The sequence below is a fragment of the Citrobacter sp. Cpa228 genome (genome assembly GCF_030333085.1).
Taxonomy (GTDB): Bacteria; Pseudomonadota; Gammaproteobacteria; order Enterobacterales; family Enterobacteriaceae; genus Citrobacter; species Citrobacter pasteurii.
Genome location: NZ_JAOWGQ010000032.1, coordinates 46,082 through 68,849 on the forward strand (window position 1 = coordinate 46,082; position 22,768 = coordinate 68,849).

Consider the following 22,768-nt stretch of genomic DNA (forward strand, 5'->3'; position numbering starts at 1 on the left):
CACACCTCAGTCAGGCCAAATCTGAGCTAATACAAATAAAGTTATCGTTTGACGGTCGCTGAAAGAACCTCATCCTGTGCCAGTAAAGTAATCACATCTCCGGCGATATCCGGTCTTATGCCAGGCGTTTTGTAAGTCGCATACACCGCAACCGATAATGGACTCCAATTGTGCTTCTCAGCAATACGTTTTACCTCCTCGATAACCTTAAACGTATCGTTTTCCAAAGCCAGTCCTAAACGAGCTGTATCCAGATAAACGCGCTGAACTGCGGAGATATACGCGAGCTTTTTAAGTTCTGCGGTAATAATGCGCTGCGCTTCCACACCGATAGAGGAGCCCCCCTCAACGACCCCTGTCAATCCAACAAGCTTACCACCATCACTACGAGTATTGTCATCTTTGTCTCTGTGGAGCGGTACTAAGGCATTCAACTCTACATCCTGTTGAAGTAACTCCAGCAGTTCGGTCAAAAGCTCAGTTTTGATGACACCTTTTAAAGCGGCTGCTCTTTTAGCCAAGCTAATAGGGGACTGCCCCAACCGAGCCGACATTGAAATAAGGCAACTAGCGATTATGAAAATATCGTTTTCCCCGACTAGAGGAGCACACTCGGCACGAAAGGATTGCTCGTCACGAAGGAGAGGATTTGCTTTTTCAGGCTTCCTAACTTTTGATTTTGGCTGCTTCTTGCTATAGCCACGCAAGGCATCCTGTGCGCTTCGGGTTAGAATGCTGATACTTTTAATCAGACCCTCATTACCCTTGAGGTTGGCAATCATTTGCTGCATATTTTCGAGCCTGCCAAGCATCTCGGGAACAGCTTTACCCGCAGCGATCTTCTCGCTGATATCATTAAGATTTCTTAAAACACCAGTAACAAGCTGCGAGGGAGCAGGAACCGAGGCATGCAGTTGATGGCTTTTTTTGATTTCTTTTTCCATCAACTGGATCGCATGCTTCCAGTCGGTTTGCACACCAGCTTTAAGGGTTCCAAGATTAAGAATAGCGGTTCGAAGACTTTCGCATTTATCTAACGGAATAGGTTCACCATTCTGTTTACCTGTTTTCAGCCAGTAAACTAAGGATACAAAGTCAGCTTTAGCCGTCGCAACAAGTCCATTGATAACACGCTGCCTCGCTTCAGGGGTAAAGTGATTTATTCTCGGCGCTGGCAGACGATCATTTTTGTGCGCTATTGCTCTCTTCATAATGGATATCTCAAGTTGGCTCCATCAACGATAAATCCCGTCTGGGTTCCTGGCAGCAATCAATCCCTCTTACATATCATGTTTTAAGGTAGTGATACCCGCTGCACCATCAAAATATTGTTATATTTTGATCGCTCAGATGGTTGTTCAACTTCCGCTTCTGGCACGGGGCGGAGTGTCAAATTGGGAGAGGATCTGCGCCAAAGCAGTGTCAGGCCAAATCTAATACTTTTTCTTCGATTCTGACCGGACAATGATCATTGAACAAAACGTTCTGCCACTTGTGAAAACATAAACACTCACTTCAACTTTTGAAGTTATGTCCTGAATTACGAGCGAAGCGAGTTCCGTCAAGCGAAGCGAAGACGGACAGTGAACACTGGTTAAGAAATAGTCAAAAAACTACATTTTTCTCTATATATAAAATATAAAAATTTAAAAGTGTAGTTATGTAGTTAGACACTCACTACGTTCGTGTCCCTCGCTTCGCTCGGAATCTTGAAGTAATGTATGATTCTCTAAGCAAAGCAATTACCGGTGAGCTATCAAGCCACTGATCGAAGCATACAGTTAATCAGGTACAAATCATGCTTTAAAACGCCCTGTGCGAGGCTGCAAGCGATTTTTATGATATGGGTAATGGGATTGCGCGCCCTGGAAAGAAAAACGCCCTACGGGCTTCCTGTGCGACATTTACGAATTCAGTGCTTTACTACTCAATTTCGATGTTGAGTACATGCGTGTTCCCTTCCCTGTTTGCAACTTACCGCGTTCTTTTGCCAGGTAAGATAGCCAGAATATCGGACCTTCAAGTGATGAAGGATATTCACGATGAATGACGTAGTGATCGGGATAGTCCTTCGTAGCTTTAGACAAGTTTACCAGCGTTGCTTTACCACCTGTCAGTTTCATCCAGATTTCCGTAATAATACCAGCGATCCCTCTTTCAGGAGTTCCAAACCACCTTACCGAACGATGTGGAAGTGCAATCCAGCAATGGTAATGGGGCTGTGATGCCTTTTCCTGTTCGCAAACCCAACCGTACGCAAAATCGATAATAGGTTCCGATAAACCGTTGTTCCCTGACTCCAGGCGAGCACGTAATCGTTTGAACAGGTTGCGTATGTATTTGTTACCTGCTTCAACAGAAGTGAACTCAGGGAGGTGGAGATCAAAACGGGTCAGGAACACTCGACTGTAGAGCTTCAGGATTGCGTTCAGTTCGTTGATTGTTGAAATAAGTATGTCATGACGAACACCAGAGCCGATTCTTGTGTTAATCCTGTATTCATGACCATCATGAACAAAGGAGTTGCCATTAATTGTTTTGTAACGTCCGTGTTCATGGTAGACGGTACGAAAACTTGTTGCCGATAAAATCGACGATTCAAATAGGGTTTGTGATTGTTGCATCATTGTTAAATTAACCTTTTTGTACTCAGAAAGAGATCACACCTCCTACATAGTTACTACCTAAAACCACGGTAAAACGATGGCATTCGCGATAGTGCAAAGCCGCCTTGCATCTGACGTTGGGGATGTTTTCGAGGAGAGAAATACTACGGAACAAAGTTTACGGAAATATTTATAATAACTCATTATCATATCAGAAGGAGTGAAAGGGGGCAACGGAAATCATGCCTTGATAAAAGAGGGATGATGATTGTGTGGGGTGTTGGTAACAACGGAGAAATTCAAAGGGATTTACAATCTTGTCTTTGGCTTCCTTCCGGCATACACAGTTGAGTGGGAGCTGTAATTTTCAACATTGCAGTAACCTGATTGTTCACAGTGTACATCGGCAAATATCAATTATACCTATTACACTTCAGTGAACACAGACGGTAACCTGATTGACTTCGTGGTGTTCGGGATCCTGCACGGGTTGTCCACCAAGTGGTACCTGGTCCCTGTTGTCGCGGCCATCTGGTTTGCGGTGTACTACGTTATCTTCCGCTTCGCGATCACCCGCTTTAATCTGAAGACCCCGGGCCGTGATGTCGATGTTGCCAGCAATATTGAGAAAGTGATGGCAGGCACACCCGGTAAATCTGGCTACAATGTCCCGGCAATTCTGGCGGCATTGGGTGGCGCGGAGAATATCGTTAGTCTGGATAACTGCATTACGCGTTTGCGTTTGTCGGTCAAAGATATGTCACGCGTAAATGTCCAGGCACTGAAAGACAACCGGGCCATTGGCGTGGTACAGCTCAATCAACATAACCTTCAGGTCGTTATTGGCCCGCAGGTCCAGTCAGTGAAAGACGAAATCGCGGTTCTGATGAATACAGTACAGGCGTGAGGACAACAACATGTTTGATTTTTCAAAGGTTGTGAACAGGCAGGGAACATGGTGCACCCAGTGGGATTATGTCGCTGACCGTTTTGGCACTGCCGATCTGCTGCCGTTCACCATCTCTGATATGGATTTTGCTACGGCCCCTTGCATTCTGGAGGCGCTGACCCAGCGCCTGTCACACGGTGTATTAGGATACAGCCGCTGGAAAAATGACGAATTTCTGGCGGCCATTAGCCACTGGTTTCAAACTCGTCACAATACCCGGATCGATCCTCAATCGCTGGTATATGGCCCCTCCGTTATCTATATGGTCTCAGAACTCATCCGCCAGTGGTCGTCTGCGGGCGACGCGGTCGTTGTCCATACGCCAGCTTACGATGCATTCTACAAGGCCATCGAAGGCAACCAGCGCACAGTGCTTCCCGTCGGTCTGGAAAAGCGGAGCGACGGTTGGTATTGCGACATGGCAAAGCTGGAGGCCGCTCTGTCACGGCCAGAGAGTAAAATTCTTCTGCTGTGTAGCCCACAAAATCCAACGGGCAAAGTGTGGACGCACGAGGAACTGGAAACCATGGCTGACTTATGCCAGCGACATGGTGTCAACGTCATTTCCGATGAAATCCATATGGATATGGTATGGGGAGAACAGCCGCACATTCCGTGGAGTAACGTCGCGCGCGACAGCTGGGCGCTGCTCACATCCGGTTCCAAGAGTTTCAATATCCCGGCATTAACCGGCGCGTATGGGATCATCGAAGACGCCAATAGCCGCAACGATTATCTCCGTGCGCTAAAGGGACGCGACGGACTGTCGTCTCCTGCGGTGCTGGCACTCACCGCACATATTGCCGCCTATCAGCAAGGTGAGCGTTGGTTGGATGCCTTACGGGATTATCTTGCCGGCAATCTGCATTACGTTGCTGATGAACTTAATACTGCGTTCCCTGAACTTAACTGGCAGATCCCACAATCCACCTATCTGGCCTGGATAGACTTACGTCCGCTCAAGGTTGATGACCAGGCGTTACAAAATGCGCTTATCCATCAGCAAAAAGTGGCGATCATGCCGGGATCGACTTACGGAGAGGAAGGGTACGGTTTTGTGCGCCTGAATACCGGATGTCCCCGTTCAAAACTTGAGAAAGGCGTTCAGGGATTAATTAACGCCCTGCGCTCTCTGCGCTAACTAAAGTTGCGCAATGAAATTAATCATTGCGCAACATAGATTTTTATCCCGATTTATTCTTATAATACGGCGCACTTTACCTAAAAACATGAGTGCGACCATGATTGATACTTCCCTTCCTTTAACCGACGTCCATCGCCACCTTGATGGGAACATCCGTGCCCAAACGATCCTGGATCTTGGTCGTCAGTTTAATTTAACGCTTCCTGCTCAAACACTTGAAACGCTGATCCCTCACGTGCAGGTAACGTCAACTGAACCTGATTTGGTCAGTTTTTTGTCAAAGCTTGACTGGGGTGTCAAAGTGCTGGCATCGCTGGATGCCTGCCGTCGCGTCGCATTTGAGAATATTGAGGATGCCGCACGTAATGGTCTGCATTACGTTGAACTACGCTTTTCTCCAGGCTACATGGCTATGGCGCATCAACTCCCCGTTGCAGGTGTGGTTGAAGCCGTTATTGCAGGCGTACGCGAAGGCTGTAAGACTTTCGGCGTTGAAGCCCGTTTAATTGGAATCATGAGCCGTACTTTCGGCGAAGCTGCCTGTCTGCAGGAACTGGATGCACTGTTAGCGCACCGTGATCACATCACAGCACTGGATTTAGCCGGCGATGAACTCGGTTTCCCAGGCAGTTTGTTCCTGTCCCATTTCAACCGTGCACGCGACGCTGGCTGGCATATCACAGTTCATGCAGGTGAAGCGGCAGGTCCGGAAAGCATCTGGCAAGCGATCAGAGAACTGGGAGCAGAGCGTATTGGCCACGGCGTAAAAGCCGTCGACGATCGCGCCCTGATGGATTTTCTCGCCGAGCAGCGTATCGGCATTGAATCCTGCCTGACATCGAATATTCAAACCAGTACCGTCGCCTCACTGACGACGCATCCGCTGAAAACGTTCCTTGAGCATGGTGTGCTGGCGAGTCTGAATACGGACGATCCGGCGGTTCAGGGCGTGGATATTATTCACGAGTACACCGTAGCCGCCCCGGCTGCAGGATTGACGCGTGAACAGATTCGCCAGGCGCAAATCAATGGTCTGGAAATGGCGTTCCTGAGCAATGAAGAGAAACAAGCACTGCGTGAGAAAGTCGCCGCAGCGTAATGGCTTTATTGCCGGATGGCGCTAACGCTTATCTGGCCGACATTGCATTGTTGGCCAGATAAGATGCCTCGACATCCGACATTGACATTATCAGGCAAGGCACAGCGTCGATCGGTGTTTCGCCGATTCAATGCCCAGCTCAATCAGTTCCATGATTTGAATGGCTTGTCTGGCTGGAACCGGGTTCTCGCCGTTACCATTCAGCGCATCACGGATACCCGCATAGTAAGCCGGATAATTGCCTGGAACGGTTAACCAGGTTTCTTCCACCTGCTCATCACCTTCAATGCGTGTCAGTACACCATCACGCATGTCATAACCCCAGTCTTCCTGCGGCAGGCGCTCACCATTTTTAAGACGTTCCTCTTGTGGATCCAGACCATACTTCACATAGCTGCCACGCGATCCATGAACGATATAACGAGCAGACTCTGCGGCTGCCAGCATCGTTCCGTGCAGAATCACGCGACGCTGCGGATACGTCAGGATGGCATGGAAGTAATCTGTCGACTGCGCCCCCGGGCGGAGCTGCGCCAGATCGACTGTCAGGCTCACGGGCAAGCCAAACAGGTTAATTGCCTGATCTAAAAGATGCGGCCCTAAGTCATACCAGATACCACTCCCCGGGCCACCCTGTTCACGCCAGCGGTCACGGACCTGCGGGCGGAAGCGATCGAAATGAGATTCAAAATAAGCCACCTCACCCAACGCGCCATCAGCCAGCAAGGCTTTCAGCGTCAGAAAATCGCTGTCCCAGCGACGGTTATGGAAGACAGAAAGCAGGCGCCCTACGCTTCTGGCCAGCGCATCCAGTTCGCGTGCTTGTGACAGTGTCACAGTGAAAGGCTTATCAACAACCACATGCTTACCTGCTTCCAGCGCCGCTTTCGCCAGCGGAAAGTGTGTATCATTGGGTGTAGGGATCACAATCAGGTCGATACTCGGATCGTTAAACAGGTGTTTAGGCTCAGTAACAACCGCCACCGAAGGCCAGTCCGCCTTCACTTTTGTTTCATCACTACTGGACACCGCTACCAGTTCCAGACCCGGAGTGCCCACGATCAGGGGGGCATGGAAAGTTTTACTGGCATAACCGTAACCGATTAGCCCAACGCGGATGTTGTCACTCATGTTTTTGCCTCTCAATTCAGATCTGGCCTATTTCACACCATAGATAGTAGCGCCACAATAGTTTAATAACCTTTGCGCTACAAAGGTTGTTGCTTAACTTAAGTCAAACATATGCCACTTAGAGTTAACTTGCCGCTAAAAAGTCATCGAAATCGTTCCCAATGCTCTTGCTGTATTATTTATTGATAAGTAACATTTGCTACCTGTGTTTATGGATAAATCAAAGCAAATGTCGTCAGTAATGAATCGTCTTATTGAGTTAACAGGTTGGATTGTTCTCGTGGTCTCCGTGATCCTGTTGGGTGTTGCCAATCATATTGACAACTACCAACCACCGGAACCCGTCGCTGCAGTACAGAAAAAATAAATATACGCAGCCCGTTATAGCCTGGCAGTTAACTCCGCGATAGTTGCTGGGTAGGGCTGTAAAAGATCAATTTTTGTCAAAAAAAAGCGAATTATGCCGCATCCCGCTCCAGCGCGTATTGCCTGCGATCGTGAAGCGCGTTACCCTTTCCGCAGGCGAGAATAGCGCCAGGTTTCCCACAGGGTTGAAAACTCTTCTTACATTTGCGCGCAAATTCGCGTTTACCTGTACAACGTTGGTTGTTTTTTAATATTTACTACTCCGTTAGTATTATTTTATTAATATGGATTGCCTTTTATGACTGTTCAGGATTACTTATTAAAATTCCGCAAAATCAGTTCTCTAGAAAGTCTGGAAAAATTGTTCGATCATCTTAACTACACACTTACTGACGATAGCGACATTATCAATATGTATCGCGCTGCAGACCACCGCCGTGCTGAGCTCATTTCGGGAGGCCGCCTGTTCGATGTCGGTCAGGTGCCCAAGTCCGTCTGGCATTACGTGCAATAAACAAGAAAGTAGCGCCTGGCGTTAAAAGCTTTATAATAATTGCCCCAAAATGAACGGCATGTCTGTTCGCGCGCGTAAACCTGGAGATGAAATGACTACAACACCGGCACAACGTATCGGAGGCTGGCTACTCGGGCCATTGGCCTGGCTGTTAGTCGCGTTGTTAAGTGCTTCGCTGGCGTTACTGCTGTATGTCACTGCGTTGGCCACACCGCAGACATTCCACACGCTGAGCGAGCAAAGTACGACGAATTTGCTGCTATGGGGCGTCTCCTTTATTACCGCTATCGCCATGTGGTACTACACGCTGTGGCTGACCATCGCGTTTTTCAAACGCAGAGCCTGTGTGCCAAAACACTATATTATATGGCTGCTGATCTCGGTGTTACTGGCAATTAAAGCGTTTGCATTCTCACCTGTTCCGGATGCGTTTGCCGTGCGTCAGCTGCTGTTCCCTTTGTTGGCGGCTGCGTTGCTGGTACCCTATTTCAAACGCTCGCAACGCGTTAAGACGACGTTTGTGAATCCGTAATAACCCTACAGTTAACCTGTTGTCGCCTGTTGTAGATTGTCAGATAATAGGCGGCTTTTTTATTTCAGGCCGAAAAATGACTGATTACCTGCTGCTGTTTGTCGGAACTGTACTGGTCAATAACTTTGTACTGGTCAAGTTTCTGGGCTTATGCCCCTTTATGGGCGTTTCCAAAAAACTGGAAACCGCAATGGGTATGGGCCTCGCCACGACCTTTGTAATGACGCTGGCATCCATTTGCGCATGGCTGATTGACACCTGGATCCTCATCCCGCTCGATCTCATCTATCTGCGCACGCTGGCCTTCATTCTGGTCATCGCCGTGGTGGTGCAATTTACCGAGATGGTTGTACGCAAAACCAGCCCTGCGCTGTATCGCCTGCTGGGGATCTTCTTACCGCTGATCACCACTAACTGTGCGGTATTAGGTGTAGCGTTGCTGAACATCAACCTCGGGCATAATTTTTTACAGTCGGCGCTGTACGGTTTTTCTGCCGCCGTCGGCTTCTCACTGGTGATGGTTCTGTTCGCCGCAATTCGCGAACGCCTCGCCGTGGCAGACGTTCCTGCCCCGTTCCGCGGTAATGCAATTGCGCTGATTACCGCTGGTTTAATGTCTTTGGCCTTTATGGGCTTTAGTGGTTTGGTGAAGTTGTAATGAATGCTATCTGGATTGCCGTTGCCGCAGTGAGTCTGCTGGGTCTGGCATTCGGCGCTATTTTGGGTTATGCCTCTCGTCGATTTGCCGTCGAGGATGATCCAGTTGTGGAGAAAATTGATGAAATTCTCCCGCAAAGCCAGTGTGGGCAGTGCGGTTATCCGGGCTGCCGTCCTTATGCTGAAGCTATTGGCTGTCAGGGCGAAAAAATCAACCGATGCGCCCCTGGTGGCGAAGCGGTGATGCTAAAAATTGCGACCCTGTTGAACGTCGATCCGCAACCTATTGATGGTGATGAGCAGGACGCTACCCCCGTTCGTATGCTGGCGGTGATTGATGAAAATAACTGTATCGGCTGCACAAAATGCATTCAGGCCTGCCCGGTCGATGCCATCGTGGGCGCTACGCGTGCCATGCACACGGTGATGAGCGATCTGTGCACCGGATGCAATTTGTGCGTTGATCCGTGCCCGACCCAATGTATCGAATTACGCCCGGTAGCCGAGACACCTGACAGCTGGAAGTGGGATTTAAACACTATTCCTGTGCGCATCATTCCTGTGGAACAACATGCTTAAGTTATTCTCCGCATTCAGAAAAAATAAAATCTGGGACTTTGATGGCGGCATTCACCCACCTGAAATGAAAACCCAGTCTAACGGGACACCGCTGCGGCAGGTTCCGCTGGCTCCGCGCTTTATTATTCCGTTGAAGCAGCATATTGGCGCTGAAGGTGAACTGTGTGTCAATGTGGGCGACACCGTGCTGCGTGGTCAGGCGCTAACCCGTGGGCGCGGCAGAATGTTGCCCGTACACGCCCCGACCTCCGGCACCGTTGTTGCCATTGCCCCGCACTCTACCGCGCATCCTTCGGCTTTAGCTGAACTTAGCGTCATCATTGATGCGGACGGCGAAGATCGCTGGATTGAGCGTGACGGCTGGGCAAATTATCGTGCCCGCAGCCGCGAGGAGCTCATAGCCCGTATTCACCAATTCGGTGTTGCCGGACTCGGCGGCGCAGGTTTTCCAACTGGCGTCAAATTGCAGGGTGGCGGTGATAAAATTGAAACACTGATCATCAACGCCGCTGAATGTGAACCCTACATCACCGCCGATGACCGCTTAATGCAAGATTGCGCGGCCCAGGTGGTCGAAGGTATCCGCATACTTGCACATATTCTTCAACCGCGCGAAGTCCTGCTGGGTATTGAAGATAACAAACCGCAGGCTATCTCCATGCTGCGCGCAGTGTTGGCTGATTCTCACGATATCAGCTTACGAGTCATCCCCACGAAATACCCGTCAGGCGGCGCCAAACAACTTACGCAAATCCTGACCGGCAAGCAGGTTCCTCACGGTGGACGTTCCTCCGATATCGGGGTGCTGATGCAAAACGTGGGGACTGCCTATGCTGTCAAGCGGGCCGTTATTGATGGCGAGCCAATCACCGAGCGTGTGGTCACGTTAACGGGCGAAGCAGTCAGCCGCCCGGGCAACGTTTGGGCGCGATTGGGTACACCTGTTCGTCACCTGCTCAACGATGCAGGTTTCTGTCCTGCTACTGACCAGATGGTGATCATGGGCGGTCCGCTGATGGGCTTTACCCTGCCCTGGCTGGATGTCCCTATTGTGAAGATCAGCAACTGCCTGCTTGCGCCCTCTGCCAGTGAAATGGGGGAACCGCAGGAAGAAAAAGGCTGTATTCGCTGTAGCGCCTGTGCCGATGCCTGCCCTGCCGATCTTCTGCCGCAACAACTTTACTGGTTCAGTAAAGGCCAACAGCATGATAAAGCGACAACCCACAACATTGCTGACTGCATTGAATGCGGCGCATGTGCATGGGTATGCCCAAGCAATATTCCTCTGGTGCAGTACTTCCGCCAGGAAAAGGCTGAGATTTATGCCATCAGTCAGGAAGAAAAACGCGCTGCGGAAGCAAAAGCCCGTTTTGAGGCCCGACAAGCCCGACTGGAGCGTGAAAAAGCGGCACGTCTTGAACGGCATAAAAGCGCAGTTGTACAGCCTGCAGCGAAAGATCATGATGCCATCGCCGCCGCGCTGGCTCGCGTGAAAGAGAAACAGGCCCAGGCTATGCAGCCGGTTGTAATCCAGGCGGGTGAACAACCTGACAACAGCGCAGTGATTGCCGCACGTGAAGCGCGAAAAGCGCAGGCTCGCGCCGCACGCAGTGAAAATTCGTCAAAAGATGAAGGCAGCAGCGCGGGTACGGATCCACGCAAAGCCGCCGTCGAAGCCGCTATTGCCCGCGCCAAAGCCCGCAAGCTTGAACAACAAGCCGCCACAGAACCCGCCGAGCCGATTGACCCACGCAAAGTCGCCGTCGAAGCCGCTATTGCCCGCGCCAAAGCCCGCAAGCTTGAGCAACAAGCCACCACGGAATCTGTCGAACCGGTTGATCCGCGCAAAGCTGCCGTTGCGGCCGCTATTGCACGCGCTCAGGCCAAGAAAGCCGCACAGCAGCAGGTTGTAAACGAGGAATAAATGGTATTCAGAATAGCTAGCTCCCCTTATACCCATAACCAGCGCCAAACATCGCGTATCATGATGCTGGTTCTGATTGCTGCATTGCCAGGGATTGCCGCTCAATGGTGGTTCTTCGGCTGGGGTACATTGTTTCAGATAGCGCTGGCATCGGTCAGCGCCATCGCCGCCGAAGCGGGCGTGCTTAAACTACGTAAACAGCCCGTTGCCGCGATCCTGAAAGACAACTCCGCCCTGCTTACAGGGTTGCTGCTTGCCGTCAGTATTCCCCCCCTGGCTCCGTGGTGGATGGTGATCCTGGGTACCGTCTTCGCCGTTATCATTGCCAAGCAGCTGTATGGCGGTCTTGGTCAGAATCCATTTAATCCGGCAATGATTGGTTATGTTGTTCTGTTGATCTCATTCCCGGTGCAGATGACAAGCTGGCTGCCACCGCATGAAATTGCCGCTACGGTGCCCGGATTTTTTGATGCTTTAAACGTTATCTTTACCGGACATACCGCTGGCGGCGGTGATATGAACACGCTCCGTATAGGGATCGACGGCATCAGTCAGGCTACTCCGCTGGACACCTTTAAGACCTCCCTGCACGCGGGACATACTGTTGAACAGGTGATGCAGTATCCGATTTACAGCGGCATGCTCGCGGGCGCAGGTTGGCAGTGGGTTAACCTTGCCTGGCTGGCGGGCGGCATCGTGTTGTTATGGCAAAAAGCGATTCGTTGGCACATCCCGGTTAGTTTTCTGCTGTCGCTTGCCGTTTGTTCAACGTTAGGCTGGTTTTTCTCTCCAGCGTCGCTGGCATCACCGCAGCTGCATCTGCTTTCCGGTGCCACCATGCTGGGTGCATTCTTTATTCTTACCGACCCCGTTACGGCCTCGACAACCAACCGTGGTCGCCTGATTTTTGGTGCACTTGCGGGTCTGTTGGTCTGGCTGATTCGTAGTTTTGGTGGATATCCTGATGGCGTGGCCTTTGCCGTGTTACTGGCGAATATCACCGTTCCACTGATTGATTATTACACCCGTCCTCGTGTGTACGGACATCGCTAAGGACAACGTATGCTGAAAACGATTCGTAAACACGGTATCACTCTGGCACTGTTTGCCGCGGGCTCTACAGGGTTAACGGCGGCGATTAATCAGTTAACCAAGTCTACCATTGATGAACAAGCGGCCCTGCAGCAAAAGGCGTTGTTTGATCAGGTACTGCCTGGCGATCGCTACAATAACAATCTGCCAGAAAGTTGCTATCTGGTGAATGCTCAGGCATTAGGTAAAGGTACACATCGTGTCTATATTGCTCGCCAGGACGACCGTCCGGTTGCGGCAATCCTGGAGGCCACGGCCCCCGATGGTTATTCCGGGGCGATTCAACTGCTGGTCGGTGTCGATTTTACCGGTACTGTGCTGGGTACGCGGGTGACGGAACATCACGAAACACCAGGACTCGGTGATAAAATTGAGTTACGTCTGTCTGACTGGATCACCCATTTTAGCGGCAAAACAATTAATGCAGAGAATGACCCTCACTGGGCGGTGAAAAAAGATGGCGGCGATTTTGATCAGTTCACAGGCGCGACCATTACTCCCCGGGCAGTGGTTAATGCAGTGAAACGTGCAGGCCTGTTTGCGCAGACGCTGCCTGCGCAACTTCCTCAACTTAGCGCCTGTGGAGAATAACCATGAGCGAAATTAAAGACGTTATTGTTCAGGGGCTTTGGAAAAATAACTCCGCGCTTGTGCAGTTACTCGGGATGTGTCCGCTGTTGGCCGTTACCTCTACCGCCACTAACGCGCTGGGGCTGGGACTCGCGACGACGCTCGTCCTGACGTTGACCAACCTGACGATTTCAGCGCTGCGCCGCTGGACACCGCCCGAAATCCGTATTCCCATTTATGTCATGATCATCGCCTCCGTGGTGAGTGCGGTGCAGATGCTGATCAATGCCTACGCCTTTGGCCTGTATCAATCACTGGGTATCTTTATCCCCTTGATTGTGACCAACTGCATTGTCGTGGGCCGTGCTGAGGCCTTCGCCGCCAAAAAAGGCCCTGCATTATCTGCACTCGATGGTTTTTCCATCGGCATGGGGGCGACCGGCGCCATGTTTGTTCTCGGATCGCTGCGTGAAATAATTGGTAACGGTACACTATTTGATGGCGCAGACGGTTTGTTGGGTAGCTGGGCCAAAGTATTGCGTGTTGAGATTTTCCATACTGATACGCCGTTTCTGCTGGCCATGCTGCCACCAGGCGCGTTTATTGGTCTGGGCTTAATGCTGGCTGTTAAGTATCTGATTGATGAGAAAATGAAGAAACGCCGTGCCGAGGCGGCTGTCGCGGACAGTCCGGCTGGTGAAACAGGGAATGTGTCATGAATAAAGCAAAACGGCTGGAAATCCTCACACGCCTGCGTGATAACAATCCGCATCCGACAACCGAGCTTAATTTTACATCGCCTTTCGAACTGCTGATTTCTGTCTTGCTTTCCGCTCAGGCCACCGATGTCAGCGTCAATAAAGCAACGGCTAAGCTTTACCCCGTCGCTAATACGCCCGCCGCAATGCTGGAACTCGGCGTCGAAGGTGTTAAGTCATACATCAAGACAATCGGTTTGTTTAACAGCAAAGCGGAGAACGTGATTAAAACCTGCCGCATTTTACTGGAACAGCACAATGGCGAAGTTCCGGAAGACAGGACTGCATTAGAAGCCCTGCCCGGCGTTGGGCGCAAGACGGCGAATGTGGTGTTGAATACTGCCTTTGGCTGGCCGACCATTGCTGTAGATACCCATATTTTCCGGGTATGTAATCGTACACAATTTGCCCCAGGTAAAAACGTCGAGCAGGTAGAAGAAAAGCTACTGAAAGTCGTCCCCAGTGAATTTAAAGTCGATTGCCATCACTGGTTGATTCTTCATGGCCGCTACACCTGCATAGCCAGAAAGCCACGTTGTGGTTCCTGTATCATCGAAGATCTCTGCGAATTCAAAGAGAAAGTTGATATCTGATGCTGCCGGGGCATCCTCTTTGCCCCTCGCATACATAGCGATTAGTTATGCACTCCCTCGCGATAGTTTTCCCGACAATGATGCCATCCAATTACCCATCTCTAATGTAATATTCTTGTGAATTAGCACCTGAGCAGGTTAATCGTTTTTTTAGTAATAGAAATTTCTATCTATACGTGATCAAGATCACCCAGCCAACACAATGTTAAAAAATATTTATTTTTTAGTTAATATGACAATCATATGACCTAATTGAGCAGTTTATAAACAAAACATTACACTAGCTATTTTTCAGATAATGGCCTATATCACTGGATTCAACCGCAAATAGCAGAACATATCGCCACATTGCAGTTTTTACCGTAATTAAACAGTGTAAAAACCTGCCATTTTCTAAATGAAGAAATTTAACGCTGGATAACATTTCTATGCCCCGACGATTTCACCAGTCATGATATATGTAACAGATTATTACAAACCACTTGTCTGAATGGTCAAGATAGTGAACATTACTTGCCGTTTCCCCTCCCACTATAACAATCGGACGGATGAACTTGACTCATCACGTACCTGAACACCCCCGTTGATATGGGATGTAAAAAAAGAGGTAAAAGTGTCTACTGCAAACAATAAACCAACAGAAAGCGTCAGTTTAAACGCCTTCAAACAACCAAAAGCGTTCTATCTCATTTTCTCAATTGAGCTGTGGGAACGTTTTGGTTATTACGGCCTGCAAGGGATTATGGCCGTCTACCTGGTTAAACAACTGGGCATGTCAGAAGCGGATTCCATCACCCTTTTCTCCTCCTTTAGCGCCCTGGTATATGGTCTGGTTGCGATTGGCGGCTGGTTAGGTGATAAAGTTCTGGGTACAAAACGCGTCATTATGCTGGGTGCCGTTGTCCTGGCCATTGGTTATGCGCTGGTTGCATGGTCTGGTCACGATGCGGGTATCGTTTATATGGGCATGGCGGCCATCGCGGTCGGTAACGGTCTGTTTAAAGCAAACCCATCATCTCTGCTCTCTACCTGCTATGCCAAAGATGACCCGCGTCTTGATGGTGCATTTACCATGTACTATATGTCCGTCAACATCGGTTCATTCTTCTCTATGCTGGCAACGCCGTGGCTGGCTGCGCGTTACGGCTGGAGCACCGCGTTCGCACTGAGCGTCGTGGGTATGCTAATTACCGTTGTTAACTTCGCATTCTGCCAGCGCTGGGTTAAACAGTACGGTTCCAAGCCTGACTTTGAACCCATCAACTTCCGCAACCTGCTGCTGACCATTGCAGGTGTTGTGGTGCTTATCGCGATTGCAACATGGCTGCTGCACAACCAGGGCATTGCCCGTATGGTTCTGGGTGTTATCGCCATGGGTATCGTGGTTATCTTTGCGAAAGAAGCGTTCTCTATGCAGGGTGCTGCACGTCGTAAAATGATCGTCGCCTTCATTCTGATGCTGGAAGCCATTATCTTCTTCGTGCTGTACAGCCAGATGCCGACGTCTCTGAACTTCTTTGCGATTCGTAACGTTGAACACTCTATTCTGGGTATTGCTTTCGAACCGGAACAGTATCAGGCACTGAACCCGTTCTGGATCATCATCGGTAGCCCAATTCTTGCTGCTATCTATAACAAGATGGGCGACACTCTGCCGATGCCGACCAAGTTTGCAATTGGTATGGTGCTGTGCTCAGGCGCATTCCTGATCCTGCCGCTGGGTGCCAAATTCGCGACCGATGCTGGCATCGTTTCCGTTAACTGGCTGATCATCTGCTACGGTCTGCAAAGTATCGGTGAGCTGATGATTTCTGGTCTGGGTCTGGCGATGGTGGCACAGTTGGTTCCACAACGTTTGATGGGCTTTATTATGGGTAGCTGGTTCCTGACCACTGCCGGTGCCAACATCATCGGTGGTTACGTGGCTAACATGATGGCGGTTCCGGAGAATGTGACCGATCCGTTGATGTCCCTCGAAGTCTACGGTCGCGTGTTCCTGCAGATTGGTGTTGCAACGGCGGTTATCGCTGTTCTGATGCTGCTGACGGCGCCAAAACTGAATCGTATGACTCAGGACGATGACGTCAGTGAGAAAGCCGCTAAGGCCGCAACAGCGTAATTCTCAGGGAAACTTAATTTCAGGCCGCTAACTGTTGTTAGCGGCTTTTTTTTTGCTCCAGGTAGCACTACCATACGGTATACCTCAGCCAAAAGGAGTTACCGATGAAACTGTTCTACAAACCGGGCGCTTGTTCTCTTGCTTCCCACATCACACTTCGTGAGAGCGGTAAAGATTTCACGCTGGATGGTGTTGATCTGATGAAGAAACGTCTGGAAAACGGCGACGATTTTTTCGCGGTAAACCCGAAAGGACAAGTTCCCGCCCTGTTGCTGGATGACGGTACACTACTGACCGAAGGCGTCGCCATCATGCAATATCTGGCAGACACCGTTCCAGACCGTCATCTCCTGGCCCCTACCAGCAGTCTCTCCCGCTACAAAACTATCGAATGGCTTAACTATATCGCTACAGAGCTACATAAAGGTTTTACCCCACTGTTCCGCCCGGATACGCCAGAGGAGTACAAACCAACCGTACGTGCATTGCTTGAGAAAAAAATGCAGTATGTGAACGAATCGCTGAAAGACAACCCGTGGATTTGCGGCGCACGCTTCAGCATTGCTGATGCCTATCTGTTTACCGTGCTGCGTTGGGCGTATGCGGTTAAGTTGAATATGGCAGGATTAAGCCATATCGAAGCGTATATGGCGCGCATGGCTGAGCGTCCGGCAGTTTCCGCAGCGCTTAAAGCGGAAGGATTAAATTAATTGTTGTTGCCGGGTAGCGCTTGCGCTTACCCGGCCTACAGTCAACCCCAGGCCCGATAAGCGTGAGCGCCATTGCATATTGATTACAGCTGAGTGGCGCTAAAGTAGTGTTCAGGCCTGGCGATACGATCCTGTGCGGCAACCACCTGCAGCTCATACTCCTGCATCTCTTTGGTGGCGATCATAATTTCGTACACCGCCGCAGTCACATGCTCCAGCGCCTGCTGCAATGAAGCTCCCTGCAACAGTTTAACCAACAGCAAGCCACTGGTGACGTCACCAACGCCAACCGGTTGGCGTGTGCCAAAATCAACAAGCGGACGACTGATATGCCACGCCTGATCAGCGGTGACCAACAGCATCTCAAAGCGATCTGCGCTCATGCCTGCACGGGCAAGATGCTTAACCAGCACAATTTCCGGCCCCTGAGCAATCAGTTCACGGGCAGCCATCACCGCCTCATCAACATTGTTAACCGCATGCTCGCACAGAATTTCGAGTTCAATCAGATTTGGCGCGATAATGTCGCTGGCCGGAAGTGCGTGACGAACATGAAATTCCGCAACGCCAGGCGCCACGATGCACCCTTTTTCAGGATGACCCATCACTGGATCGCAAAAGAATTTCGCCTGAGGATTTGCCGCTTTCACTTTGCGCACAATTCCCAGAATATGCTCACCCTGCTCAGCGGATCCCAGATAACCACTCAGCACCGCATCGCAGGTCTGCAGTTTATCGATATCAGCAATGCCCTGAACAATTTCAGTCAGGTGACTGGGCGGCATAACACAGCCGGTCCATTTACCGTACTGCGTGTGGTTAGAAAACTGAACTGTGTTGAGCGGCCAGACATTCGAGCCAAGACGACGCATCGGAAATTCGGCAGCACTGTTGCCGGCATGGCCAAAAACAACGTGGGACTGGATGGCGAGGATATTCTTCATTTTACTTACCACAACCCTAAAAAAATAAAGGGGCGTAGTTTCCCACGCCCCTGCTGACTTTTACTTATTTCCAGCAAATCAGACAGTAGTTCTTTTTGCCACGGCGCAGTAAGGTGTAGCGGTCGAACAAAATATCACTGTCCTGGAAGAAATATTCCGGGTCAGATTGTTTCTCACCATTAATGGTGACCGCATTCGACGCAATGGTCTTACGCGCCTGACCGCGAGAAGGCTGCAGTTCAGAATCCACCAGCGCCTGCATCAGGTCAGCACCCTTGTCCATTTCGATCATCGGTACACCATCCTGCGCCAGCTGTTCGAAGTCCGCTTCGCTCAGGTCGCTCAGGTTGCCATTGAACAGGCTTTCGGTAATGCGTTTCGCCGCCACTAAACCTTCTTCGCCGTGAACCAGACGCGTTACCTGCTCAGCCAGAACATACTGGGCACGCGGCGCTTTACCGCTGTTCTTATCTTCTTCTTCCAGCGCATTGATCTCTTCAATGTCCATAAAGGTGAAGAATTTCAGGAAGCGATATACGTCCGCATCAGCCGTGTTGATCCAGAACTGGTAGAACTTGTATGGGCTGGTTTTCTTCGGATCCAGCCAAACTGCACCACCTTCCGTTTTACCGAATTTGGTACCGTCAGCTTTAGTGATTAGCGGAACCGTCAGGCCAAATACCTGATTCTGATGCAGACGGCGGGTCAGATCGATACCAGAGGTAATGTTACCCCACTGGTCAGAACCGCCAATTTGCAATGCCACGCCATGCAGTTTATTCAGGCAGGCAAAATCATAACCTTGCAGCAGGTTATAAGAAAACTCGGTAAAGGAGATCCCCTGATCGTCACGGTTCAGACGCTGCTTAACCGCTTCTTTGTTGATCATCTGGTTTACGGAGAAATGTTTGCCGATATCACGCAGGAAAGTCAGTACATTCATACCGCCAAACCAGTCGTAGTTGTTCGCAGCAATCGCCGAGTTGTCGCCACAGTCGAAATCGAGGAACGGTGCCACCTGTTTGCGGATTTTATCCACCCACTCCTGCACGGTATCTTCAGTATTCAGTTTACGCTCGGCGGCTTTAAAGCTCGGATCGCCAATCAGACCCGTTGCACCGCCTACCAACGCAACAGGCTTATGGCCTGCCTGCTGGAAGCGTTTCAGGCATAACAATGGAACCAGATGCCCCAAATGCAAGCTGTCAGCGGTAGGATCGAAGCCGCAATAGAGCGCGATCGGGCCTTGCGCCAGTCGCTCTGCTAACGCTTCCTCGTCCGTCACCTGGGCCACCAGCCCCCGCTCTTGCAATTGTTTAATCAAGTTACTGCTTGCCATCAAAATCTCCATGTATAAAACGACTGCACCTTTGCCGGTACACGACTTTTCGCCTGATGCGAAAGAGACATAGAATAAAGCGCCGGATTCATCAGCACCAGCGCTTAAAACAAGAATTTTGCATCTTTAGGGGGCCAGACGGTCAATTTTCCACGCGTCATCTTCACGTTGGTATAAAAAACGGTCGTGCAGACGGTTTTCGCCACCCTGCCAGAACTCCATTTGTTCAATGCTTACGCGAAAGCCGCCCCAGAAACTCGGCAACGGAACTTCCCCTTGCTGAAACTTCTGCTTCAGCTCAAGAAATTTACTTTCCAGAATTCCGCGTGCGGAGATCCGACTGGACTGCTTAGAAACCCAGGCGCCAATCTGGCTATCACGCGGGCGACTGTGGAAATATTTTACCACCTCAAGCGTGGACAAGCGTTCGGCCTTGCCGATGACCATCACCTGCCGTTCCAGCGTATGCCAGGGGAATAACAGGCTGATGCGCGGATTGTTCTCGATCTGGTGCGCCTTACGGCTGCCCATGTTGGTATAAAACACCAGCCCTTTGTCATCATAATGTTTGAGCAACACGATTCGCTGGTACGGCTGACCGTTTTCATCGACTGTTGCGACGACCATAGCGGTAGGGTCTGCCAGTTTGGCATCACAGGCTTGCCCCAGCCAGCGCTCAAACAGCGCGAGGGGTTCGGCGGGAAGATCGCGGCGGCGAAGACCGCCTTTCGTGTATTCACGGCGCAGATGCGCGATTTGCTGCAATTCGTCGTTATCAGACATGATGTTGGGCTACGGATTGTCAGTGGGTGACGCTATTGTGCGCCGCCCAGGTGAAAATCTCAACGCTTCGGGTTCTGTAACTGACAGTTATTCAGCACAATTCTGTCTCGTTTATAGACCGTCGCGCTGTCTCCTTTAGACCAGAAGACGTAGATACCATCTGTGTAGCGTGCACCCGATGCCGACACGCCCTGTTTGAGATTCAATAGTTGATTATCATAAACAAAGCTCGCCACCTGTCGGGTATTATTCAATTTTACGGTAAGCGGTTTTTCATCACAGCGATATTCGAGCGTATCCGTTTGCATACGCTCGACAAATTGGTTGTACACACTACAACCGGTAAGCAATACGGGCAGACACACTAATAACAGTTTTTTCATAGCCATATCCTGAAGACTTTCCTGGTCCCGGAGGGCAAAAACACCCTCCCTAACATCCCTAGTTTATCGGTATAGCGCCTGAAATAATTTCAGTTAACTCTGAGTTCGTGGATTGGCGGGGAAAATAGCCCCTAAAACGCTGGGCTCAGACGCGCCAGTCACAGAAGGCAGGTTGCCCGGCAGTCCCGCGAGTGTACGCCACGCCAGCCAGGCAAAGGCTAACGCTTCCATATCATCACCACTGATCCCGGCTTCATCGGTGGAGGTCACTTCCGTACCCGGCAGCAGCGCCGCCAGACGCATCATAAGAAGTGGATTGCGACTACCGCCGCCACATACCATCAACCGTTCACACCCACCGCTCAACTGGACCTGCTCGGAAATCGTCACGGCCGTCAGTTCAGCCAACGTCGCCTGTACGTCTCGTGGGCTAATTCCCGGAAACTGCGCCAGATGGCGTTCAATCCAGCCATAATTGAAATATTCGCGCCCCGTACTCTTTGGCGCTGGTGCAGAAAAATACGGATCGTTAAGCATCGTTTGCAACAGCGGCAGAATCACTGTACCCGAGCAGGCCCACTGCGCATCTTTATCATAAGGTTGGCCACATTGCCGCCAAATCCACGCATCCATCAGCATATTGCCCGGACCGGTGTCGTACCCCCGAACCGGTTGTTTTGGAATGAGCAGAGACAGATTGGCAATACCACCAATATTTAACACCATCCGGCGTTCCGTTGGATGCGCCAGCAACGCCTGGTGAAAAGCAGGAACCAGCGGTGCCCCCTGTCCACCCAACGCGATATCGCGCCGACGAAAATCGCCGACCACCGTTACCCCGGTACGCGCTACAATCTGGTTGTTATCACCAATTTGTAGCGTATGTGGCGCAACTCCTGTCGGTTCATGCCACACGGTTTGCCCATGACAGCCGATCGCGACAATATCCTGCGGTTTTAATTTTTCCTGCTGCAGCAACGCGTTCACCGCATCAGCGAACAAACGCCCCAACTGCGTGTCCAGTTGACCGTATTGGGAAAGCGTCAGTTGCTGCCCCTGACAAATATCCAGAATGGCCTGTTTTACATGAACGGGGATGGGCCATGTCAGACTTGCCTGCTGCGCAACCATCGTTTCATCTATCGCCGCCAGCACAACATCCACACCATCAAGACTGGTTCCAGACATCACTCCGATAAAACGGCCCGATTTCATACGTCATCCTTTTTAGCAAATTAGCCTTGACACTCCACCATAAAGTGTCGACTAATTCCATGCTTCCTTGATGATTTTTGCAGGTTAATCTTTCCAGTAACCGCTAAATTCCATCACCGTGATGAATGATTCGTTTATACTCGGTTAACCCGATTTCGGTTAATATTTTCATATTGTTCCAGTAGAACATGTGACCTTAGACTCACAAATGCCATATAATTTAGCCATGAGGAGTGCTTTATTAGCGTTTCGTGGTGACAAAGGAGATTTGTAAATGATTAAACGTGTGCTGATTGTTTCATTAATGGGCGTATCTTTAGCGGGCTGCGTTAACAATGATAGCCTTTCAGGTGACGTGTATACCGCATCCGAAGCGAAACAAGTTCAGAACGTTACCTACGGTACGATTGTTCATGTTCGTCCGGTGCAAATCCAGGGTGGTGACGACGCAAACGTGATTGGCGCTATTGGTGGTGCTGTGCTGGGTGGGTTCCTCGGTAACACCGTAGGCGGCGGTACCGGTCGTTCATTAGCGACAGCTGCAGGTGCGGTTGCTGGTGGCGTAGCAGGCCAGGGCGTACAAGGCGCGATGAATAAAACCCAGGGCGTAGAACTGGAAATTCGTAAGGATGACGGTAATACCATCATGGTGGTTCAGAAGCAGGGTGCGACCAAGTTCTCTGCGGGTCAGCGCGTTGTTATGGCTAACAATGGTAGCCAGGTTACCGTGTCTCCACGTTAATCGAATTCACGTGTGGTCA

The 22,768-nt window shown here is 50.5% G+C and carries 23 protein-coding genes and 1 pseudogene; 16 read left to right on the top strand and 8 right to left on the bottom strand.

All coding sequences use genetic code 11. From position 1 onward, the window contains the following. Positions 1-41: 41 nt before the first annotated feature. Positions 42-1,211: a hypothetical protein gene (locus OGX91_RS03495; protein WP_286625469.1), complete on the bottom strand. Its 1,170-nt coding sequence runs from the start codon at positions 1,209-1,211 to the stop codon at positions 42-44. 693 nt (positions 1,212-1,904) lie between these two features. Then, the gene (locus tag OGX91_RS03500; protein ID WP_286625470.1) at positions 1,905-2,627 is read right to left on the bottom strand and encodes a YagK/YfjJ domain-containing protein; all 723 of its coding nucleotides are present in this window, start codon (positions 2,625-2,627) and stop codon (positions 1,905-1,907) included. A 418-nt stretch (positions 2,628-3,045) separates the two neighbouring features. On the opposite strand from OGX91_RS03500, the pseudogene OGX91_RS03505 reads away from it, so the two are divergent. The 3 genes and pseudogenes from OGX91_RS03505 to add form a co-directional block, all read left to right on the top strand. Next, positions 3,046-3,513 (top strand): annotated as a pseudogene (locus tag OGX91_RS03505) (glucose PTS transporter subunit EIIB); the annotation flags it as partial. 10 nt (positions 3,514-3,523) lie between these two features. Then, positions 3,524-4,696, top strand: coding sequence for a MalY/PatB family protein (locus OGX91_RS03510; RefSeq protein ID WP_005121194.1), 1,173 nt, complete (start codon positions 3,524-3,526; stop codon positions 4,694-4,696). A gap of 100 nt (positions 4,697-4,796) precedes the next feature. Further along, positions 4,797-5,798: an adenosine deaminase gene (gene add / locus OGX91_RS03515; RefSeq protein ID WP_286625472.1), complete on the top strand. Its 1,002-nt coding sequence runs from the start codon at positions 4,797-4,799 to the stop codon at positions 5,796-5,798. 90 nt (positions 5,799-5,888) lie between these two features. Here the strand turns inward: add and OGX91_RS03520 are convergent, their stop codons facing one another. Next, on the bottom strand, positions 5,889-6,929 hold the full coding sequence (locus tag OGX91_RS03520; RefSeq protein ID WP_005121196.1) for an oxidoreductase: 1,041 nt from the start codon (positions 6,927-6,929) through the stop codon (positions 5,889-5,891). 241 nt (positions 6,930-7,170) lie between these two features. Here OGX91_RS03520 and blr point away from each other — a divergent pair, with 241 nt between their 5' ends. From blr to gstA, 12 genes are all read left to right on the top strand, one after another. Beyond that, positions 7,171-7,296, top strand: coding sequence for a division septum protein Blr (blr, locus tag OGX91_RS03525; RefSeq protein WP_040233850.1), 126 nt, complete (start codon positions 7,171-7,173; stop codon positions 7,294-7,296). A gap of 297 nt (positions 7,297-7,593) precedes the next feature. Next, on the top strand, positions 7,594-7,809 hold the full coding sequence (ydgT, locus tag OGX91_RS03530; RefSeq protein WP_003832804.1) for a transcription modulator YdgT: 216 nt from the start codon (positions 7,594-7,596) through the stop codon (positions 7,807-7,809). Between the two features lie 91 nt (positions 7,810-7,900). Beyond that, positions 7,901-8,341: a DUF2569 domain-containing protein gene (locus OGX91_RS03535; protein WP_040233903.1), complete on the top strand. Its 441-nt coding sequence runs from the start codon at positions 7,901-7,903 to the stop codon at positions 8,339-8,341. Between the two features lie 76 nt (positions 8,342-8,417). Then, positions 8,418-8,999, top strand: a complete 582-nt coding sequence (gene rsxA, locus OGX91_RS03540) for an electron transport complex subunit RsxA (RefSeq protein ID WP_005121199.1) — start codon at positions 8,418-8,420, stop codon at positions 8,997-8,999. Beyond that, positions 8,999-9,577, top strand: coding sequence for an electron transport complex subunit RsxB (gene rsxB / locus OGX91_RS03545; protein ID WP_005121200.1), 579 nt, complete (start codon positions 8,999-9,001; stop codon positions 9,575-9,577). Before rsxA ends, rsxB begins: the two co-directional genes overlap by 1 nt. Continuing rightward, positions 9,570-11,501 (top strand): electron transport complex subunit RsxC, encoded by a 1,932-nt coding sequence (gene rsxC / locus OGX91_RS03550; protein WP_149691581.1) that lies wholly within the window; start codon positions 9,570-9,572, stop codon positions 11,499-11,501. The genes rsxB and rsxC overlap by 8 nt, the downstream gene beginning before the upstream one ends. Beyond that, entirely contained in the window at positions 11,502-12,554 is a 1,053-nt protein-coding gene (gene rsxD, locus OGX91_RS03555) for an electron transport complex subunit RsxD (protein ID WP_040233846.1), read from the top strand. It abuts the gene before it with no gap. Positions 12,555-12,563: 9 nt separating this feature from the next. Next, positions 12,564-13,184 carry an electron transport complex subunit RsxG gene (rsxG, locus tag OGX91_RS03560; RefSeq protein ID WP_005121203.1) on the top strand — a complete coding sequence of 207 codons (621 nt, stop codon included), beginning with the start codon at positions 12,564-12,566 and terminating at the stop codon, positions 13,182-13,184. Between the two features lie 2 nt (positions 13,185-13,186). After that, positions 13,187-13,882: an electron transport complex subunit E gene (locus OGX91_RS03565; RefSeq protein WP_005121204.1), complete on the top strand. Its 696-nt coding sequence runs from the start codon at positions 13,187-13,189 to the stop codon at positions 13,880-13,882. Further along, the gene (nth, locus tag OGX91_RS03570; protein ID WP_149691580.1) at positions 13,879-14,514 is read left to right on the top strand and encodes an endonuclease III; all 636 of its coding nucleotides are present in this window, start codon (positions 13,879-13,881) and stop codon (positions 14,512-14,514) included. The genes OGX91_RS03565 and nth overlap by 4 nt, the downstream gene beginning before the upstream one ends. Before the next feature lie 613 nt (positions 14,515-15,127). Then, the gene (gene dtpA / locus OGX91_RS03575; protein WP_040233842.1) at positions 15,128-16,633 is read left to right on the top strand and encodes a dipeptide/tripeptide permease DtpA; all 1,506 of its coding nucleotides are present in this window, start codon (positions 15,128-15,130) and stop codon (positions 16,631-16,633) included. A gap of 104 nt (positions 16,634-16,737) precedes the next feature. Further along, positions 16,738-17,343, top strand: a complete 606-nt coding sequence (gene gstA / locus OGX91_RS03580; RefSeq protein WP_005127170.1) for a glutathione transferase GstA — start codon at positions 16,738-16,740, stop codon at positions 17,341-17,343. 83 nt (positions 17,344-17,426) lie between these two features. On the opposite strand, the gene pdxY is transcribed toward gstA, so the two are convergent. The 5 genes from pdxY to anmK all read right to left on the bottom strand — a co-directional run bounded on the left by pdxY (position 17,427) and on the right by anmK (position 22,007). Continuing rightward, a complete protein-coding gene (pdxY, locus tag OGX91_RS03585) occupies positions 17,427-18,287 on the bottom strand; it encodes a pyridoxal kinase PdxY (protein ID WP_286625475.1) in 861 nt (286 codons plus the stop codon). Positions 18,288-18,351: 64 nt separating this feature from the next. Beyond that, on the bottom strand, positions 18,352-19,626 hold the full coding sequence (gene tyrS / locus OGX91_RS03590) for a tyrosine--tRNA ligase (RefSeq protein WP_005127172.1): 1,275 nt from the start codon (positions 19,624-19,626) through the stop codon (positions 18,352-18,354). Positions 19,627-19,752: 126 nt separating this feature from the next. Then, positions 19,753-20,409, bottom strand: coding sequence for a pyridoxamine 5'-phosphate oxidase (pdxH, locus tag OGX91_RS03595; RefSeq protein WP_005127173.1), 657 nt, complete (start codon positions 20,407-20,409; stop codon positions 19,753-19,755). Between the two features lie 59 nt (positions 20,410-20,468). Then, the gene (mliC, locus tag OGX91_RS03600) at positions 20,469-20,798 is read right to left on the bottom strand and encodes a C-type lysozyme inhibitor (RefSeq protein WP_005127174.1); all 330 of its coding nucleotides are present in this window, start codon (positions 20,796-20,798) and stop codon (positions 20,469-20,471) included. A gap of 87 nt (positions 20,799-20,885) precedes the next feature. Further along, entirely contained in the window at positions 20,886-22,007 is a 1,122-nt protein-coding gene (anmK, locus tag OGX91_RS03605) for an anhydro-N-acetylmuramic acid kinase (RefSeq protein WP_005127175.1), read from the bottom strand. A 274-nt stretch (positions 22,008-22,281) separates the two neighbouring features. Between anmK and slyB the strand changes: the two genes are divergently transcribed. After that, positions 22,282-22,749: an outer membrane lipoprotein SlyB gene (slyB, locus tag OGX91_RS03610; RefSeq protein ID WP_003029175.1), complete on the top strand. Its 468-nt coding sequence runs from the start codon at positions 22,282-22,284 to the stop codon at positions 22,747-22,749. The last annotated feature ends 19 nt before the right edge of the window (positions 22,750-22,768 follow it).